This is a genomic window from Propionibacterium acidifaciens DSM 21887 (genome assembly GCF_000426605.1).
Lineage (GTDB): Bacteria > Actinomycetota > Actinomycetes > Propionibacteriales > Propionibacteriaceae > Propionibacterium > Propionibacterium acidifaciens.
Map to the genome: position 1 here is coordinate 1 of NZ_AUFR01000044.1, position 16933 is coordinate 16933.

Annotated in this window: 16 protein-coding genes; 4 read left to right on the forward strand and 12 right to left on the reverse strand. The window is 67.2% G+C overall.

The genetic code is table 11. The features are described 5' to 3' along the window. Nucleotides 1-254: 254 nt before the first annotated feature. From K336_RS0111425 to K336_RS0111450, 6 genes are all read right to left on the reverse strand, one after another. Nucleotides 255-1568, reverse strand: coding sequence for a DNA polymerase III subunit delta' (locus K336_RS0111425; protein ID WP_081660806.1), 1314 nt, complete (start codon nucleotides 1566-1568; stop codon nucleotides 255-257). Nucleotides 1569-1711: 143 nt separating this feature from the next. Then, nucleotides 1712-2113, reverse strand: a complete 402-nt coding sequence (locus tag K336_RS0111430; protein WP_155945089.1) for a hypothetical protein — start codon at nucleotides 2111-2113, stop codon at nucleotides 1712-1714. 17 nt (nucleotides 2114-2130) lie between these two features. Further along, a complete protein-coding gene (locus K336_RS0111435) occupies nucleotides 2131-4203 on the reverse strand; it encodes an ABC transporter ATP-binding protein (protein ID WP_155945090.1) in 2073 nt (690 codons plus the stop codon). Nucleotides 4204-4272: 69 nt separating this feature from the next. Then, complete coding sequence (locus K336_RS0111440) at nucleotides 4273-4995, reverse strand: hypothetical protein (RefSeq protein WP_155945091.1); 723 nt, start codon at nucleotides 4993-4995, stop codon at nucleotides 4273-4275. Between the two features lie 119 nt (nucleotides 4996-5114). Continuing rightward, nucleotides 5115-6479, reverse strand: coding sequence for an alpha/beta fold hydrolase (locus tag K336_RS0111445; protein WP_162142612.1), 1365 nt, complete (start codon nucleotides 6477-6479; stop codon nucleotides 5115-5117). A gap of 284 nt (nucleotides 6480-6763) precedes the next feature. After that, a complete protein-coding gene (locus tag K336_RS0111450) occupies nucleotides 6764-7156 on the reverse strand; it encodes an SdpI family protein (protein WP_028707096.1) in 393 nt (130 codons plus the stop codon). Nucleotides 7157-7467: 311 nt separating this feature from the next. On the opposite strand from K336_RS0111450, the gene K336_RS19795 reads away from it, so the two are divergent. Further along, nucleotides 7468-7629: a hypothetical protein gene (locus tag K336_RS19795; protein WP_233418763.1), complete on the forward strand. Its 162-nt coding sequence runs from the start codon at nucleotides 7468-7470 to the stop codon at nucleotides 7627-7629. Nucleotides 7630-7724: 95 nt separating this feature from the next. Here K336_RS19795 and K336_RS0111460 read toward each other — a convergent pair whose 3' ends face one another. From K336_RS0111460 to K336_RS20230, 6 genes are all read right to left on the reverse strand, one after another. Next, complete coding sequence (locus tag K336_RS0111460) at nucleotides 7725-8129, reverse strand: SdpI family protein (RefSeq protein ID WP_028707098.1); 405 nt, start codon at nucleotides 8127-8129, stop codon at nucleotides 7725-7727. Between the two features lie 35 nt (nucleotides 8130-8164). Then, nucleotides 8165-9211, reverse strand: a complete 1047-nt coding sequence (locus K336_RS17190) for a methyltransferase (RefSeq protein ID WP_162142613.1) — start codon at nucleotides 9209-9211, stop codon at nucleotides 8165-8167. 40 nt (nucleotides 9212-9251) lie between these two features. Next, nucleotides 9252-10379 carry a radical SAM protein gene (locus K336_RS0111470; RefSeq protein ID WP_162142614.1) on the reverse strand — a complete coding sequence of 376 codons (1128 nt, stop codon included), beginning with the start codon at nucleotides 10377-10379 and terminating at the stop codon, nucleotides 9252-9254. Next, on the reverse strand, nucleotides 10376-12277 hold the full coding sequence (locus K336_RS0111475; RefSeq protein ID WP_081660810.1) for a RiPP maturation radical SAM C-methyltransferase: 1902 nt from the start codon (nucleotides 12275-12277) through the stop codon (nucleotides 10376-10378). The genes K336_RS0111470 and K336_RS0111475 overlap by 4 nt, the downstream gene beginning before the upstream one ends. A 1096-nt stretch (nucleotides 12278-13373) precedes the next feature. Continuing rightward, nucleotides 13374-13778, reverse strand: coding sequence for a hypothetical protein (locus K336_RS0111480; protein ID WP_028707101.1), 405 nt, complete (start codon nucleotides 13776-13778; stop codon nucleotides 13374-13376). Between the two features lie 248 nt (nucleotides 13779-14026). After that, nucleotides 14027-14398, reverse strand: coding sequence for an SdpI family protein (locus tag K336_RS20230; protein ID WP_081660811.1), 372 nt, complete (start codon nucleotides 14396-14398; stop codon nucleotides 14027-14029). Nucleotides 14399-14648: 250 nt separating this feature from the next. On the opposite strand from K336_RS20230, the gene K336_RS0111485 reads away from it, so the two are divergent. The 3 genes from K336_RS0111485 to K336_RS19420 form a co-directional block, all read left to right on the forward strand. Further along, nucleotides 14649-15044, forward strand: coding sequence for a hypothetical protein (locus K336_RS0111485; protein WP_051245742.1), 396 nt, complete (start codon nucleotides 14649-14651; stop codon nucleotides 15042-15044). Nucleotides 15045-15515: 471 nt separating this feature from the next. Beyond that, nucleotides 15516-15764 (forward strand): hypothetical protein, encoded by a 249-nt coding sequence (locus K336_RS18730; protein ID WP_155945094.1) that lies wholly within the window; start codon nucleotides 15516-15518, stop codon nucleotides 15762-15764. Between the two features lie 852 nt (nucleotides 15765-16616). Further along, nucleotides 16617-16933 (forward strand): hypothetical protein (locus K336_RS19420; protein ID WP_211223501.1); only part of this gene is annotated, 317 nt, incomplete at its 3' end.

Genomic DNA, 16933 nt, shown 5'->3' on the forward strand with positions numbered 1-16933 from the left:
CGGATGCGCCCGCCCGGGACGGGACGCCGGAAGTCTGCACGGGCTGGTCGGCGGGCGTGCTCACACTGTCGTACAGGCCCTCGTTCTGGTCGCTCACAGGCTGGTCCTCTCCGCTGCTCGATGCGCTGCGCCCATCAGGGCGCTGGACATACACACGTCATTGTCGTGGAGCCGTCGCGGGACGAGCCGCTTCAACACGCCCGGCGGGGGCGGATCGGGTCGCCCGGCCCGGGGCGGCGGGCGCGTCGCCCCGCTCAGCGGGCCGCGCCGACGAGCCGGACCAGCATGGCCTCGACGGCGAGCACCTCGCCGACGTTGTGCTCCAGGGCCTCGCGGCAGGCCAGGATCGCGTCGATGCAGGCGAGCGTGCGCTCGGGCGTCGAGGCCGCGGCGGCCGCCCGCACCTTCTCGTGCATGTCGACGTTGATGAGACGGGGCTCCGGCGCGGAACCGCCGGCGGACGACGGCGGGACCTGCCCGGGGTCGACGGCGCCGGTCTGGACCGCCAGGACGTCGCGGTACCACGTGGTGAGCTCGGTGAGGCTGCGGTCGAGGGCGTCACGGCGCAGACGCTTGGCGCGGGCGGCCTGCTGGTCGGCGAGCGACCTGAGGGCGGCCGCCGCGTTCCGCGGTCGGGCGCCCCTGGCCCCGTAGCCGAGGGCCTCCTGGAGCTCCTTCTTCTCGCGATCGTCGAGCTCGTCGGTGACCTTCCGGGCCTCGGCGGCGGCGCCGTCGACGAGCTCGGCGGCGATCGACAGCGCGGCGCCGAGATCGGTGAGCCGGGCGGGCACCCGGAGCACCGCGCCGCGGGCGACGCGGGCCTCCTCGCTGCGGGCCAGCGCCTTGGCCCGGCCGATGTGCCCCTGGGCGGCGCGGGCCGCGGACTCGGCCATGGCGGGGTCGACCCCGTCGCGCTCGACGAGCAGGCGCACGACGTCGGCGTCGCCGGGGGTGCGCATGCCGACCCGGCGGCAGCGCGAGCGGATGGTGACGATGACGTCGTCGGCGGTGGGCGCGCACAGCACCCACACGGTGCGTGCGGGGGGCTCCTCGATGCTCTTGAGCAGCGCATCGGCGCCCTGGACGGTGATGCGGTCGGCGTCCTCGACGACGAGCACCTGGTAGCGGCCCAGGGTGGGGCTCATGGCGCCCTTGCGGACGAGCTCGCGCACCTCGTCGACACCGATGGACAGCTTCTCGGTGCGCACGAGCGTGACATCGGGGTGGGCGCCCGACAAGGCCGAGCGGCAGTCGCGGCAGCGGCCGCAGCCCCCCGAGGGGCACTGGAGCGCGGCGGCGAAGGCGCGGGCCGCGTTGGAGCGCCCGGAGCCTGGCGGGCCCGTGACGAGCCAGGCGTGCGTCATGGCGTGGGCGCCGCCGGCGACGGCCCGGCGCAGGGCGGTGACGGCGTCGCGCTGGCCGACGAGGTCGGCCCACACGCCGGTGAGGGGGTCGGGCGCGGAGGGTGCGTCAGGCTCGGGGACGGCCCCGGACTGCCCGGGGCCCGTCTGCCCGGTGTCTGATCGTCCGACGCCCGCAGGCGCGGCGTCGGATGTGCTTCCCGTCATGATGGCCCTCCCCTCGGCTCCGCCATTCGCCGACGCCACCCGCCGGCCGCGGCCGCACCGGTCAGCGCTGCCTGCCGACACCGTCCACCGGCCAGGGCCCATCATGCCAGCAGGCACGGACAGGGCCGACCCGTCGGGGACGATCAGGTCCCGTGGCGCGTGGAGCGGTTCTCCCGCGCCTCCTCCTCGGCAGCCCGCTTGGCCGCGGACCGGGAGAACACGGCGTTGAGCCCCAGGGAGACGAGGCAGCAGCCGAAGAGGACGCTCTCGACGAGGACGAGATCAGAGGGCCGGGACCGGAGGACGATCAGGCAGACGAGGGCGACGCCGCTGATGCCGACAAGATCGAAACGGATGAGCCACAGAGCCGTCGCGTACCCCGCCCGAGAAGGCGCCAGGGAGTTCGCCGGCCCCCCGGCCGCCCGGGACGACCGGGCCGCCTCGGCCAGCGCCCGGCTCCTCCGGGAGATGATGGCCGTGGCCGTCACCGGGACGACGACATCGGCCGCGAACATCACCCATGCGATGACTGGAATTCCTGACATGGTGTCACTTCCTCGGTTCATTGATTCTTGGAGGCTTGTTCACAGGGGTCGTCAGCAGGAGGGTTTCTCCTTGTCAGGCCTCTATCCTGTCGTGCTGTGAATAAGCTTCCCGGTTCGGTGGTCTGCTGCGCGCGCCGCGCCGCGCCCCACCGTCCCCCGTCCGCACTCGCGCCGTCCGTGCCCGGGACCCCGACGACCGCGCGGGAGGGATCGGGGCGGCCAGGCGCGCCGGATCGACCGGCGCCCGGGCCGAGCGGCGCTCCACGAGTCGGCCCCTCCGGCGGGGCCCCGCGAGGTCCCCCGCGAAGGCCGGCGGCCTGAAGAGCGAACATCTGGGCGTAGACCCCTCGTCTCGCGAGAAGCTCCGCATGCCGTCCGACGTCGGCGATGCGGCCGTCGAGGCAGCAGACGATCAGATCGGCCTGGCGCGCCGTCGACAGCCGGTGCGCGACGACGATCGTCGTCCTCCCCGCGCGGTCCGCGAGGACGCCCTCGATGACCCGCTTCTCCCCGAGCGAGTCGAGGGCTGCGGCGGGTTCGTCCAGGACCATGACGTCGGCATCGCTGAACAGGGCGCGGGCCAGTCCGATCCGCTGCCACTGCCCGCCCGACAGCTGCGCGGCGCCGCCGAAGGCGTTGCCGAGGACCGTGTCGAGGCCGGCGGGCAGACCCCTCAGCCATTCGCCGAGCCCGACCCGCTCCAGCGCGCGCACGATCTCGTCGTCGGAGCCCGACAGGCGACTGACATCGCCGAGGGCCACGTTCTCGCGAAGGGTGAGGTCGAAGCGCACGAAGTCCTGCTGGAGGACTGCGACCCTCGATCGCGCCGGCGCATCGGCCAGCAGGCTCGCATCGACGCCGCCCACGCGGACCCGCCCCTCGGTCGGGGCGTAGTACCCGGCGATGAGTTTCCCGATGGTCGACTTGCCGGAGCCGTTCGGGCCCACGACGACCACGTGCGCGCCGGCGGGCAGGTGGACGTCCACGTCGTGGAGGACGCAGCGGTCGGAGCCCGGGTAGCGGAAGCTCACGCCGTCGAGATCGACCGCCGTGTCCCGCGGCCGGGGAACGACCGGTGCGGCGTCGCGCTCCGGACCGTTCAGGAAGTCGACGAGCTCGCCGAAGAAGAGCCCGCCCTCGTAGATCGACCCCAGCTTCGAGAAGAGCCCCTGCGCCCCCGACTGGACCGTCGTGATCGCGGCGAGGAAGCCGGCGAACCGGCCGACCTCACCGGACGCGATGGCCCCCTGGGCGGCCATGAAGATGGCCCATCCCGTCGCCACGACCGACAGCGAGCCCAGCCCGCCCGCGACGAGCGTCCGACGGTTGAGGAGGCGGGTGTCGGTGCTCTCCATCTCGTCGTCGAGCCCGACGATCCGGCCCACCAGGGCCCTGGAGCAGCCCAGCCCGCGGATCTCCCGGAACGTGGACTCCGTGGTGAACAGGCCGGAGAGGTAGGAGACCCGCCGGCGCAGTGCGGTGCGCTCGTGCTCGATGCGCCAGGCGACCCGTCCGTACAGCGCGCTGGCGACGATGCCCGGCGCGGGGCTGACGATGACGGTCACGGCGACCATCGGGCTCCACGAGAAGAGCAGCACGGCCGTGCCGACCAGCGACAGCACCCCCGTCATGGCCGAGACGAAGTCCGTGAACAGCTGGTACGCGCGCTGACCGCCGTCGCGGGACGCGCGATCGATCCGGTCGTAGGTGTCCGTCTCCTGGAAGCTCGCCAGGTCGAGCCGTTCGGTCTTGCGCACGATGTCCTCGGTCACCGTGCGGGTGACGCGGAGCCGCACCAGCCCGGAGGCGTGGTCCCGCAGCACGGTGAGCAGATACGACAGGAACGCCAGACCGATCAGCAGGGCGACCGAGATCATCACGCCCGCCCCCGTCGCGGGGCCCGAGGCGGAGACGGCGTTGGCGACGGCGCTCACGGCGACGGCGAGCAGCAGAACGTTGAGGGTCGGCACGAGGGCCAGCAGGACGTAGCAGGCGCAGACCGCGGACGATCCCGGCGGTGACACCCGGAAGCAGAGCCTGATCGCCCTGCCCGCGTTCACCGTTGCCGGCGGGTTGGCGCGATGAGCCATCTCGGCTGTCCCCCTCGGTCGGGGTGTGGCCTCCCGGCGATCCGGGAGGCCACCCCGGTGTTGATGCGATCAGGCGGCGACGGCCTCGGCGTCCAGAACGATGATGTCGTCGATGCCCACCTTCGACTCGACACGCAGGCGGGTGCCGTCCGCCTCGAACTCGACGACCTTGTGCTCGTAGCCGTCCTCGGTGAACTCCGACCGCTCGGTCTCCCCCTCGAGAACGCCGCGCCGCAGCAGGGCCCGCAGCCTCGCCGGGCTGAGGTCGAATCCCTCCTGAAGGCCGGAGATGAGGCCGGGGTCGACGCTCTCGTCGAACTGCAGCCGCAGGGCATGCGGAGTGCTCTCCGAGGGCTCGGATGGATTACCGGTCAGAGTGAAAGCGGCACCGGCAACAACAACGACGACGGCGCCTCCCATCGAGTAGACCGCGGCCTCATGGTAGACGACGCCATTGGCGACGACCTCGGCGTTCGCCGCACCGTTCGTGTTCGCGCCCCAGAATGCCGCCGGCTGCCTCGGGGCGGAGTCGTCGAGCAGCGTCCGCACGGTCTCGATGCTCGAGGACGCCGAGGCGGCCGGGACGGCCCGGAGCAGCTCGGACAGCGTCGCGGGCCCCGCCTCGACGGGCAGCTCCACGTCGAGCGAGCGGGCGACGACGGCCCCGGACGGGTCCGAGGCGAACTGCTTCTTGAACATCTCGTCCTCGTCGAGCAACCGCTCCAGCTCGAGGACGCGATCCAGCGGTCGCGTCGGAACCGAGGTGGTGATCGGTTCAATGGTGGTGGTCATGGTGGTGTTCCTCTCTGTGAAGAAGTTCTCGTACCCCTCACCGACGGCGAAAGGCACTCCGTGATCCGCAGATTCCGACCTCCTTTCAGCTGTTGTCAGCGCCGGCATTGAGCGAGAGCTCACCCGGCGAAGAGCGGCGCGTCACTGCCGCACCCGGCCGATGGCCGGGGAGGGGCGCCGGAGGCGACGTACTCGGAGAACTGCGCGGCCGCGCACGACGATCCCCGCAGCACCCCGTGCCCCCAGCCGTCGGCGACGACGACCGCCGCGCCGCGGGGGCCGAGGCCCTTCACCCGGTCGGCGCCCCATTCCCCGACGACAGGATCATGGGCGTTGCTCAGGACGAGGAAGGGCACGTCGATCGTGCCGTAGTCCGGAATGCCGACAGAATCCTCGAGGTTCCCGGTGGCGGGCCAGCCGTTGCAGATAGAGTCCTGGGAGATCCAGTAGTAACCGAATCCCGGGCTGTCCGCCTCGGCGGCCGCGGCGCTCATGAACCATGCCTCCCGCTGCGGCGGCTCATGGGCGTCGGCGCACATCACCGCGTCCACGGTGAGCATCCGGGAGACCGTCGTGTCCTGCGATGGCGCCCCTGACCCGGCGCGAGTCTGCGGACCGATCACAGAATCGCCTGATGCGGGTTCCCCATCCGGCGCCGTGCCGTCGGCGACCTGGGCCAAGGCATGGATGAGACCGAGCAGCGTCTCGTAGTCATCGCGGCCGTTCTGGTTGAACCGGTACAGCGCGCTGACGACCGTGCTCTGGAACGCCGAGGCGTCGAAGCTCCCCGTTCCCGGGACCGTGAGCCCCTCCGTCCGCAGTGCCCTGGTCACGCGCTCGTAGTCGGATCGGATCATCGGTGCCCACTGGCAACGGCTGCCCGCCGACTCGCAGGCGCTGAACAGGTCCTCCAGGGTCTTCCCGCTGTACTCCGCCGTGCCGAGCCGGGCCCACAGGGGGTCGGGCTGGCCCGCACCGAACCAGGCGTTCGGGTCGTCCGGGCTGTCGAGGGTCAGGGTGCGCAGATGCGCCGGGAAGAGCCGGCTGTACGCGGCGCCGATGACGGCTCCGTACGAGATGCCGTAGTAGTCGATCCGGTCGACCCCGAGAAGACATCTCACCTGCTCGATGTCGCGTGCCGCGTCGACACTCCCGGCATGCTTGAGAAGGGGCGAGTCGGAATCGCAGGTCCCCCGCAGCCACGGGTCGAGGGCGTCGAACTGCTCCGCCAGCTGCTCGGCGTTCGCGGGGAGGACGCTGTAGGAGGTCGACGGGGGCTCCGTGGTCATGGCCCCGCAGGGAATGCCCTCCGAGCCGCCGACGCCACGGGGGTCGACGCCGATGATGTCGTGGTCATTTCTGAGTTGCGGGCTCAGCCTGGCCGCGAAGGACGCCAGACCATCGATCGGGGAGAGGCCGGGGCCACCAGGGTTGTAGAAGATCGTCCCCCTGGCGTTGCCACCAGTCGCGGGAATCCTCCCCACCCTCACCGCAGTACCCCCAACCGAAGGATCCGAGTGGTTCAGGGGAACAGTGACGACCGCGCACTCGACGCTCTGATCACCCCGATCCGAGGAGCACGGGCCCCAGTCGAACGGACTCGGGGCAGCGCCCCGGGGCGTTGCATCAGCGCCACCCGCATCAGCCGACGCAGGAACCGGGAAGGACGAGAGGACGACCATCGCAGTCATCACGGACAGGCACGTGATGCACCGCGTCATGTGTACAAGGCCCTGACCACGAGCACGCCAGCCGGTCAGGACGCCTGTCATGAGCCGCGATCCTCGTCATGCCGGCGCTGGGAGTGAGCCATTTTCCCAGCCATCGTGCTGGTGTGCCAGAAGTTGAGCAGGAACGAGATGACATAGCCGCCGAAGATGATGCACTCGGCGAGCACCAGATGCCACGACCTGAGCGTGAGCAGGCAGATCACCGCCGCCCCGCAGACGCAGATGACGTTCACCCTCTCCCACCGGAAGGCCGCCCGGTGCGCCGCCCGCCACACCTCCGGCGAACTCGCCACCACCCTGATCCTGATACCGGCCCAACGATTGGGCCTACCGCCGGGCCTCACCTGAAAATAGTAGGACAGAAAGACCGCTACCGGAAGAATGATGTTCGCCGCAAACATGATCCATCCAGTGGACGTGACGTCAGACATCGCATTACCTCCTCATCCCTGTCAACTCCTGCATGACCCGATCGCGAAGCCCTGACCAAGAGCACCCCGTCCGATCAGGACGCCATCCATCGGCACCTCGGACACGACGCGAGGCACCCACTCGTACGCCCCCGCAGCCGGCGAACCCGCCCTCGGCAACCATCATGGGTCGGGCCCCATCCTCACGGCGACTCTGGGAATCGACCATTCTTCTCGCCACCGTGCAGGCATGCCGGACGTTGAACCCGAACGGGATGAGATAGCCGCAATAGAGAATGCTCTCGGCGAGCACCAGATGCCACGACCTGAGCGTGAGCAGGCAGATCACCGCTGCCCCGCAGAAGCAGACGAAGTTCACCCTCTCCCACCGGAAGGCCTCCCGGTGCACCGCCCGCCACACCTCCGGCGAACTCGCCACGACCCTGATCCTGATACCGGCCCAACGATTGGGTTTGGCCTTGGGACGACTCTGAGCATAATAAGTCAGGACAGCCGCCACCGGCAACACCATATCGAGCATGAACATTATCCATCCGGTACTCGAAATACCGGTCATCGCCTTGCCCCCTCACATCTTTTCATTTCGACCCCTTCCACGGAGGTGCTCATAATCCCACGAAAGAACTTTCTCGGCCGCCGTGACGGCGTGCCATGTGTTGAGTCCGAGCGAGGCGAGGCAGCAGGCGAAGACAACGCACTCCGCCAGGACGAGCCACCGCGCCGGGAGGAGGAGCAGGCAGATCAGGACGGCGCCGCAGACACCGATGACATCGAGTCTCGACCAACGGAAGGCCGCCGGGTGCGCCGCCCGCCACGCCTCGGATGATTTCATCGTCGCCCCGACCCGAATTCCGGCCCAGTGCGTGGGTTCGACCTTCGGACGGCTCTGGAACCGACTCGTCGCAGCGACTGACACCGGCGTCACAATATTGGCTAAAAATATCACCCACGTCGTGATCGAGATTCCGTTCATCTTGCTGCTCCTCATATTCTCTAACTCGCGCCCAGTCACGCGACATACCAACCTTGATGATTCTGAGGATGCTCGGATCGGACATCGAGAACCCCGACAGATCCGTGCTGTTCCTCGGCAACCGTCATGAAGAAGAAAACCACCCTGTGGACTCCCAGATCCGCGTAGCCTTGGACAACCTTGCTGGTCCGTTCCTCGAGAGAGGACTGAGTGACCGCCGAGCCCTCGAAACTGAGTGATGTGGCGGCAATGGCCCTGTCCCAGGTGCTGCCGGATCCTGCATCGTGTTCGGAGGTCACTGTGAGCCTGATCCGCAGACCGAGCCGGCGGGCCTCGGACCGCAATGCGCCCAGTGCGAGCGGGAGCTCATCGCCGGCAGCGGCGACCCCGAGGGTGTAGGCGGCCCCTCGGGGCGCAAGACGCCCGGGCAGTTCCTCGATGATGCGGAGGATCACTCCGAATCCGTCCGGGCCGCCGTCCCCGACGAAGGGATACGGTATTCCGGCCGGGACGGCGACCATCGGCGGATTCGCCACGACGACGTCGAAGCTCCCCTCCGGAAGCTCCGCACAGAGGTCGGAGCGGAGGAGGTGGACCCGGTCGGCCACGCCATTCAACCTGGTGTTCACGCCGGAGAGCAGAACGGCCCGCTCGTCGATCTCGCATCCGGTCACCCGCATGCCACGGGCGGCGAGCCAGAGGGACTGAAAACCAGGCCCCGAGCACAGGTCTAGGGCAGAGCCCCCGACGAGGGGGATCCGATCAGCCAGCGCCAGGGAGTCCGCTCCGAAGTACAGGGTCCGCTGAGCCGACGGCCTGCCGGCCAGGAGCCACAGCCCGTGGACCCGCTGGAGCACGAGATCACGGATCGACCATGTCGGCCGTGGTCCACTCCGCGTCGCGAACCCGGCGTTCGTCAGGTCCTCGAGGGCCGGCACGGTCACCGGGTCCAGGTCCGCCTCGGGCACCTCACGGCCCAGGCAGAAGAGCTCAACAAGTGGTCGCAGGCTGGGCGGGATCACCGAGTCCGTGAGGACGCTCGTCTGGGCAGCGGGTGTGTAGCTGCACAGCAGATCGGCCAACCCGGCCCGCTCCAGATGCAGGCCGAGCCGTTCGAGCGGATCATGTCCCGGCATGAGCTGGCCTCGGCTCCGCGTCACGACCGGAATCCTGATGATCGTGATCGTCGCCCTGCTGGATCCTCTCCGCCAGCGCGACGTCGAGAGCGATGCGCTCCTTCGCCGTGTCCAGGGCGGCGAGTGCGCGCCGCGAGGCGGTGACGTCCTCGCACACCTCGCAGATGCCTGCATACGCCGGCCTCATGCGCACCTGCGGATCGATGCTCCTCGCGACGTCGAGAAGATATTTGGGCCCCAGGAATCTGAGCGCACGGATGAGGACGTCATGCTGAGCCGCGTCAGCCAGTTCAGCGTATGTCGACTCACGGAGGGAGCCGATGCGCAGCACCCGGTTGTTCCTCACGCTCAGCCCGCAGCAGATACCGGCATCCAAGCGGGCATCGACAACCGGTTGGCTGAGGATCTCAGCGCAGCAGCAGTACTGCGCGAGCATGCTCTCATCGGGCACGATGTCCTCCTCGCCGAATCCCCGAGCGCGCCCGACCCGGCTGTACCCGTGATGGGCGATCTCGTAGAGGGTCCCATCGGCCGAACGAGGAGGATGGGCACCCGCTCTGGAGGACCGCTGGTCGACGAACTGCACTCCGGGGGCGATCTCGTGCTGCACCCATTCCCTGGTGATGGTGCTCCGCGGTCCCTCGGCGAGTGCGATGACGACCGCCTCGAAGCCCTGCCCTCGGCTGGCGTCGAAGGCGCGTCTGACGTTCTCCGGGGGTATCCACGAGGCGTGGTAGTCATCCATGCTGAAGTTGATCTCGGCGAGGCCGGCCGATCTCAGCTGCTGCACCATGACGTTCGCGGCGTCATCATCCGTCGCCCATGAGGCGTTCGTCACGACGCGGGTCACCGGGCCCTCAAGGCTGATTCGGGCGATCGCCTCGAGGAGCTCCTCACCGAGGAGGGTCGGTTCTCCTCCCGTGAAGACCACCGTTCTCACGGGGCGCGTCGCTGCGATCGACAGATAGCTCTCGTACATCTCATCGGCGGTGAGCATCGTCGTCTGTTTCGGCGAGCACAGGGCGAGGCAGTGCGCGCATCTCACATTGCACTGGTCGGTGACCGAGAAGGTCATCATCTCCTTCTCATGGGCGACCATCCGGGATGATGTCATGATGGGCACTCCTCTTTTCTCTTGGGTTGAGTGATGTGTGCGGGCCATGCCGCATCGACGGAGGCCTCGGCATCCACGGGTATGGGCAGGGCGAGCATCCATGTGCCGTCGACGAGCATGAGCCCGGCCGTCACGAGGCGTTCGGCGGCGGTCAGCAAGGCGTCCGAGTCGTAGGGGCCGTTTCGGATCAGGCCGGGAAGGGAGCGGACCTCGGCGCACTCGCGCAGCAGGAAGAGCTCCGCGGCGTCCGCCACGGCCGTGAGGGACTGCGCGCCGTTGAGCGCGCGACGGGTGATGAGGATGCAGTCCCCGCAGTCGTCAGCGGTGAGCGAGGGTGCCCGCGCAGAAGAATGATGAGCGGCGATCCACTCCTCGACCGCGCGGAATGCGGCGAGGTACTCCGGATCCCGATGGGAGGGAAGGGTGTAACGGTACATGGACACGAGGTCTTGGAGGACAGATTCGGGAGCCTGATAGGCCAGCCGTTCCGCCTCGAGCGGCTGCACGTCCTGGAAGCCGTACGAGTCGCGCTGTTCGTAGTAGTCGCTCGTCTGGAACAGGAGCAACCAGTTCAGCTGCTCCGGGGCGTCGAGATGCTCGATCGCCCGCAGGACGCTCAGCACCTGCCGGAGGTCCTCCGCCGTCTCACCGGGCGTCCCGGCGATGAGTCCGTAGCCGGCATGGACGCCGTACGCCGAACACCACTTGAGGAAGTTGACCTGCTGGAGCGCGGTGGCGCCCTTGCGCATGTGTCTCAGCGTCCTCGTGCTGAAGCTCTCGATCCCGGGCTGAACCTCCCGTACACCCGCGCAGGCGAAGCGGGCGATGGTCCGTCGGGGGACCGTAGACTTCGTCTCATAGAAGAGACTCCAGCAATCACTCCGGCTGTCCTCAGCGAGCCGGGCGAGATGATCCTCACGGTAGGAGTACGGGAATATCGAGTCGGTATAGAGCACGACCCGTGGGCTGTAGGTGACCCAGAGCTTGCGGAGCTCAGCGATGGTTCGGTCGCTGGACTTCGTACGGTATGGCCTCGTCCTGCTGTCGATCGCGCAGAAGGTGCATCTGCTCCTGGCCCCCCACCAGCAGCTTCTCGAGGACTCGAGGACGAGAACGGAACCACCGTCCTGTGACCACTCGCTCGCCTCGTACTGCCGGATGTAGTCCCGATAGTCCGGCGTCGCGCACCCGTCGAGATCCTCCGGGGGCCTCTCCGGCGGGCCGACGAGGACAGTTGAGCCCTTGCGGCAGAGGATGCCCGGGATGCCAGCAAGATCCGTGCGGCCCGCGTTGATCCGGTCCAGACAGCTCACCCAGGACTCATCGGCCTCGCCCACCAGAACGGCGTCGAATTCGGTGAATGTTCGCAGGAACGCCAATGGCGATCGGCCGTCCATGGCTGAGCCGCCGGCCACCAGACGACCGGAGAATCCCTTCTCGCGCAGACCCCTTGCGATGGCCGCTGCCGGCATCTTCTGAACGTCGAGAGTGATACTGAAACCGACGACATCCGGGGAGTCGTCGAGAATCTCAACAACGGCACGCCGCACCACATCACGAGCAGCATTCATGGCGCGGATGTATCGTTTCGTCATGTAATCAGGAGGAGCGATCCCAGCATCACCGAGCTGGGGTCTGAGTACCCTGAGATCAGCGTGGACAGCCGCAGCCAGTTCCTGGGCGAACTGTGGCACGCTCTGCCCGAAGTACGTGGGAGAATAGAGCCCAGCCGTCGAGATCGAGAACTCCTCGAGCGAGTCCCCCTTCGGCTGGAGGAGTTGCGCATAGTGCACTGTGGTGTCGTGCCCGGCACGACGGCTCACCGCAGCGATCACCTCGGCACCCATGGACGGCCAGTCAGGATTGGCCGCCGGTGGAACCACGATACTGACACGCATGGGCGCCCTCACTTCCTTAGGAGACCGGGGATGACTCCCCTGCAGTAAGCACCACCGCACGACCCCCCAACACAGGGGAATCACATCGCACCGCAAAGGACGACGCGCCTGTCCGGCGGCCCCATGAGTTCCGGATCTCAGCAGCAACGGACATACCGATCATGTCGATCCGATCATGTCGATCTCATCTTCTTCCATCACCGGTGATGCCACGGGTTCCGCACGGGCATTCGGCGACGACCGCCTCTGACGGCCAGCAGCCGTGGAAGCACCGTGACTTCACAGAACACCCCGACGCGTTCCACTGTCAAGGACTTCCGAACGGCCCCGAAGAAGCTCCAGGCCGTGCATGAACGCATCACTCAGGGTGATTTCAGGGAATCGGGGGAGAACCCCGAGAAAAGACTACGTTCTCACCATTGAATCAGGTTATGCATGCCTGAATTCTCACGCCGGGGAGCCGCGGGCGCAGCCCCCGCCGGAACACCGCTCGCATGCCGCCGGATCAGTGCGCACAGCCACCATCGGGGCCGGTCGCCCGGCAGCGTGTGCCCGTCCGCGCCGGGGCGATCCGCGTGCCCGGCGGCGCCCACGGGCACGGCCCCCTGGAAAGACCCGGAGCAGGGGCCGTGCAGCACGGTGCTCGTCAAGCACGGTGCTCATCAAGGCTTGTCGAGCGGGGAGACCGGCGCGGCTGCCGAGACCGGCGGCGCCAGCGGCGGGTACCAGCCCTCGTCAGGGCTTGTCGAGCGAAGGACCGGCGCAGCGGGTGGTGACGGTCGGCCGATCGGGCGGGAGCCGCCTGGGGCGCAGGGGCTGTTCACCGCATGGGATCGCCCGCCGAGTCGGTCGATGCGTCCCGTCTGTTCCGCGCGAGATCGCTCGGAACCGGGACGGACCGTGAGACCCATTCACAGCCCCATGGATCAGCCCGCAACCAAGGATTACCCTTCCGTCGAGCCTCCTGTGAACAACCCTCTGCGGACGAAATGGTTTCCGGTGGAGTTCTTGCCGTGGAACCACGCAGAACCGAAACGGGCCCGGACGCGCGGGCGCCCGCGCGAGCCGTCAGACGCGGGGCCGGGCCGCGGAAGAATCACACCCTCGGCACCGCCTTCGTCGCACCATCGTGCTTCTGGTCCGCTGCGACGCCCCTCGCCGCCCTGTACGCGGAGAACACATACGGGAAGGCGGTCAACACATCGATCACGAACGCGGTGCGCGGACCCCAGATCGCCCTGCGGACCCCATCATCCACAAGAAGAAGCACGAATCCCACGGTCAGGCAGCAGACATCACATCCACGACCGCGACGATCCCCCATCTCAACGCCGCCCTGTGCCCGGCCCGCCACGCGGCATCGCTCGCGGGGGTGGGCCCGAGCCCTTGTCTCGACCCACCCGTTCCTCGGCAGCACCCCGGTCGAGGCGAGAAGAGCACAGCAGAACGCCACGGCACCGAGCACCATGCAGCAGACAGTCAGCACGACGAAATCAGTCATGACCCGCTCCCCTCATGTGAAACAGAGGCAGAATCCTTCGGGTCCTGGTTCGCAGGGCCCATGCAGAGGCGCCGCCTTCCTGCCACACCCTCAGCAGTCGCAGAAGCCGCGAGGCTTGTGCAAGGCTTCATTCCATGAGACTCATTCACAGGGGTTGAATCACGACCACAGCTCCTGGTCGAAGCACCCTCCATGGGTTCTGCGAACAAGCCTCCATGATCCCACTGACCAAGCTTATCTGTGAATTTCTAATGATTATCAATTGTTGAGACATCTCTCGTCGCCTTGTACGCAGATACGAGATATGGGACAAAAATTAACACATTAGAGGCAAGTGCCGCACCCGGGCCCCAGACAGCTCTTTGCGGCCCTCCATCATAGAGAAGAAGCACTAACCCTGCCGTCAAGCAGCAAACATCATCCATAACAGCCACAGCACCCCATTTCAATGCTGCTCGATGCCCTATTCTCCATGCGACATCACTCGAAAGCGTGAATCCTAATCTAATCCCAATCCAACGATTTCTTGGTAAAATTCCCCTCGAAGCAAAAAAAGCACTGCAAAATAATGCAGCTCCAACTATTGCACAGCAAACAGCTAATGCCACAAAATTAGCCATTGGCAACCTTTCGATCTAAAAACTTATGCAAAGAGGTTTATTAAAATCCTTGTCAGATCCAATCTTGGTTCTCCCTTGATAACGAGCTAGTTTTAAATAACCCTCAAAGTCTCGCTTCACGATCCTGAAGGTTTATTCACAGCGCCTGTGGATTACGCTGTGATCAGGGGCGATGATCGCGATCTGGTCCCCTGTTAATAAGCCTCCTTTTTAGCAAGGATTCCATGTATGGCTGACATGAAACGGAACCGTGTTTTTTGTGGATTTCCTGTGCCGTTTCGGATGCGGTGGGGGCGTGCGGGTCGGGGTCGCCCCGCAGGAGACCGCCGTCCTGGTCGGGTGGAGGAAGCGTTCCGACAATCATGTGCTGGTGCGGATGAAAGCAGAAGCGGTCCTGCACACCTCCCGAGGCGTCGATGCGGGCACCATCGCTGAGACGGTCGAGCGCACGGAGAGGACCGTGCAGGAACGGCCGGCCGAGTGGCAGGCCACGCGGATGCGCCGGGTCCCGGCCGGGCACGCCGGGAACCAGGACGCGGCGGAACCCACCCGCGCCCGGAAGCAAGAACCCAAGGCTGTTCTCGCCCGGCCGCCTTCCCGGACGGGTGCCCGCGCCGGGTTCCGAGACGTCCCGGCCCTGCGGTGACGCCGTGAAGATCCTGTCCGACGACCGGTACCAGTCGGACCCCTCCCACCGGCTGCTCCCGCCCCTGTGCGGGCCGAGCCCCGAACCGCCCGACCCGTTCGACGAGCACCGCGACGAGCCGGCCACCACCAGACGCGCGGCCGAGGCGACGACCCGAGTCAAAAGCTTGTCGGGCCAGGGCTGGAAGGCCCACACCACAGACGAGGCCCGCCCCGAGCACGAGGCCTGGACCCGCCGGATGCAGCCCCCCAGAGGACAGCGCACCAGAGCGGTCCGTGGACCGGCAGAGGACGTCCCAGTCCTTCTCCGGCGCCCTCCCCCCGACCAGCAGAACAGTCACGCCGTATCCGACCGAGGGGAACCAGAACACCGAGCAGACGATCCTCGCACCGGACCTGCTCCAACGAGAAACCGAGACAGAGAAGATCGCGGTCGTCCCGGACAACGCCCGCCCCCCACCACGCGAAAGCGTTGACCGGCCTCCACCAGCCGGGTCAACTGCTGGAGCGCATCACCCCTGTTTTCCTGCCGCCGTACGCGCCCGACCACAACCCCGCCGAGCACGTCCGGAACACGGCCAGGAACAACACCGCGAACATTCAGCACGAGACCCCCGAAGAAACCCTCGGCGCGTCCGCCTCACACGTCACCGGACACACCGTCGACCACGACTCCGAGCACCTCCCACCCCGCGAAACCAGAAACGATCCTGTTCCATGACAGCCATAGAACCGAATCATTATAGTTTCCATCTTCTTTCCCAGTCAGCCCCGTCATGGACCTGCGAACAGCGCACCACGACGACGACAACTAAACTCTTGCCCCTACGCGTCGTATTCGCATGAAGGAGAAGCATCCATCATTTTTAACGAGACACCCGACCGAGCACCCGTGTCAAGGGGGTGAGACGGTTTCATGAGGCCTCTTTGGCGCGTATGAGCGTGCCCCTCAGGGAGATCCCAGGGAAACGAGACGAGCCCCCTGAAGGGAAATCCTGAGTTTCGCCGTTTGATGGCTCTTCCCGGATGAGGGTGTAGGTAGGGGTTTCGGCGTGGCGGCTGGGCAGAGGGGTCGAGGCCTTCCGATGATGGGAGCTCTCACACACCCGTCTGGAGGGCCTCGACGTGCCCAACGCTCCCTTCACCGCGCCTGAATGGCGCACAGAGCATCCAGAACCCGGGACGGAGAACTCGTCGAGCGAGGAGAACGCCGGAGGCCACGACGGTTGAAGGCCGAGCTCCGCGAAGCCCGAATGGAAGCCGAGTTCCTGAAAAAGCGACGGTCTTCTTCGCCCAGGAGTCCCGGTGAACGCCAAGTACGGATTCATCCGCAGCGAAGAAGGCAACCACCCCGTCGGGTCCATGCGCCGGTGGGCGAAAGTATCCAGATCCGGCTACTACGCCTGGCGCGAACGACCCTTGCCGGCAACAGCCCGGAGAAGACAGGACCCCGGCCGCCACCATCGCCCGGTTCTTCGACGAGTCCGAGCAGATTCTGCGGCCACCGGCCGCATCCGGGCCGAACTCGCCCGCCACGGAATCCAAGCCAGCGCGCTAGAGCCTCCGGAAGATCATGGCCGCAAACGGCATGACTCCTTGTCAACCCAGGAAGAAGGCCCGAACCACCATCCAGGCCGCGGACCTCCCGGGCCGGCCGGACAGGCTCCGCAGGAACGTCACCGCCGACGCGCCGGCGGTGACACGGGTCGGTGACACCACCCTGCATCCCGACCTGGCAAGGATCCGTCTACCTGGCCACGGTCACGGGGCTGCATCTGGCAAGAAGATCATCGGCCACGCCATGGCCGGCCACATGCGCACCGGGCTGACCGGCGAGGCCCCCACCCGTGGTCACCAGGGTCCGCCCACCGGTCCGGGGCGCCACGGTGT

Excerpts from the sequence above, each read along its gene's own strand:
- K336_RS0111470 (WP_162142614.1), bottom strand. The coding sequence starts at position 10,379 with ATGACATCATCCCGGATGGTCGCCCATGAGAAGGAGATGATGACCTTC.
- K336_RS0111450 (WP_028707096.1), bottom strand. The coding sequence starts at position 7,156 with ATGTCTGACGTCACGTCCACTGGATGGATCATGTTTGCGGCGAACATC.
- K336_RS0111440 (WP_155945091.1), bottom strand. The coding sequence starts at position 4,995 with ATGACCACCACCATTGAACCGATCACCACCTCGGTTCCGACGCGACCG.
- K336_RS0111425 (WP_081660806.1), bottom strand. The coding sequence starts at position 1,568 with ATGACGGGAAGCACATCCGACGCCGCGCCTGCGGGCGTCGGACGATCA.
- K336_RS0111480 (WP_028707101.1), bottom strand. The coding sequence starts at position 13,778 with ATGACTGATTTCGTCGTGCTGACTGTCTGCTGCATGGTGCTCGGTGCC.
- K336_RS0111475 (WP_081660810.1), bottom strand. The coding sequence starts at position 12,277 with ATGCGTGTCAGTATCGTGGTTCCACCGGCGGCCAATCCTGACTGGCCG.
- K336_RS0111430 (WP_155945089.1), bottom strand. The coding sequence starts at position 2,113 with ATGTCAGGAATTCCAGTCATCGCATGGGTGATGTTCGCGGCCGATGTC.
- K336_RS0111460 (WP_028707098.1), bottom strand. The coding sequence starts at position 8,129 with ATGAACGGAATCTCGATCACGACGTGGGTGATATTTTTAGCCAATATT.
- K336_RS0111435 (WP_155945090.1), bottom strand. The coding sequence starts at position 4,203 with ATGGCTCATCGCGCCAACCCGCCGGCAACGGTGAACGCGGGCAGGGCG.
- K336_RS20230 (WP_081660811.1), bottom strand. The coding sequence starts at position 14,398 with ATGGCTAATTTTGTGGCATTAGCTGTTTGCTGTGCAATAGTTGGAGCT.